At 46.8% G+C, this 588-nt stretch carries 1 protein-coding gene; it reads left to right on the top strand.

Features of this window, described 5'->3' with window-relative positions; translation table 11 throughout:
- The coding region (locus AB4486_RS23365) for an HlyD family secretion protein (protein WP_372118929.1) at positions 1-529 on the top strand (529 nt) is incomplete at its 5' end.
- Between the last annotated feature and the right edge of the window lie 59 nt (positions 530-588).

Genomic DNA, 588 nt, shown 5'->3' with positions numbered 1-588 from the left:
AGTGAAAGCGGCGTTGCTGGCACTTGAACAAGCTCAATTGAATCTAGAACGCACCGTGATTACTGCACCGACACAAGGTGGTGTCTCTAACTTTAGCCTGTCTGAAGGTTTCTATGCATCAGCAGGGCAAGCAATCATGACCTTTGTTTCAACCGAAGATATTTGGATTGAAGCTTATTATCGAGAGAACAGCCTAGGTAATGTAACGGTCGGTGATGAAGTTGAAGTGGCGTTAGATTTCGCACCGGGCAAAGTGGTAAAAGGGCGCGTAAGTAGTATCGATTGGGGTGTTGATTGGGGGCAAAATGACCAAGCAGGTAAGCTTGCTCAAGCTAGCCAACAAACGGGTTGGTTGCGCCAAACACAGATGCTTCCCATAACCATTGAATTTGATAATGAAGAAGTGACAGGCATGCTCCGAGTGGGTGGCCAAGCGGATGTGATTGTTTATAGCGGCGATAACTTTGTATTCAACGCGATAGGCAAAGTATGGATTCGTTTGATTAGCGTATTGTCTTATGTCCGATAAGCCGATTCCTGACCAACAAACACAGCAACGGATCCTGCGATTTACGGTCGGGGTCACGT

It is taken from the genome of Vibrio sp. 10N.222.55.C6, from assembly GCF_041473395.1.
Taxonomy (GTDB): Bacteria; Pseudomonadota; Gammaproteobacteria; order Enterobacterales; family Vibrionaceae; genus Vibrio; species Vibrio crassostreae_C.
This window is presented reverse-complemented; position numbering and strand designations above follow the sequence as displayed.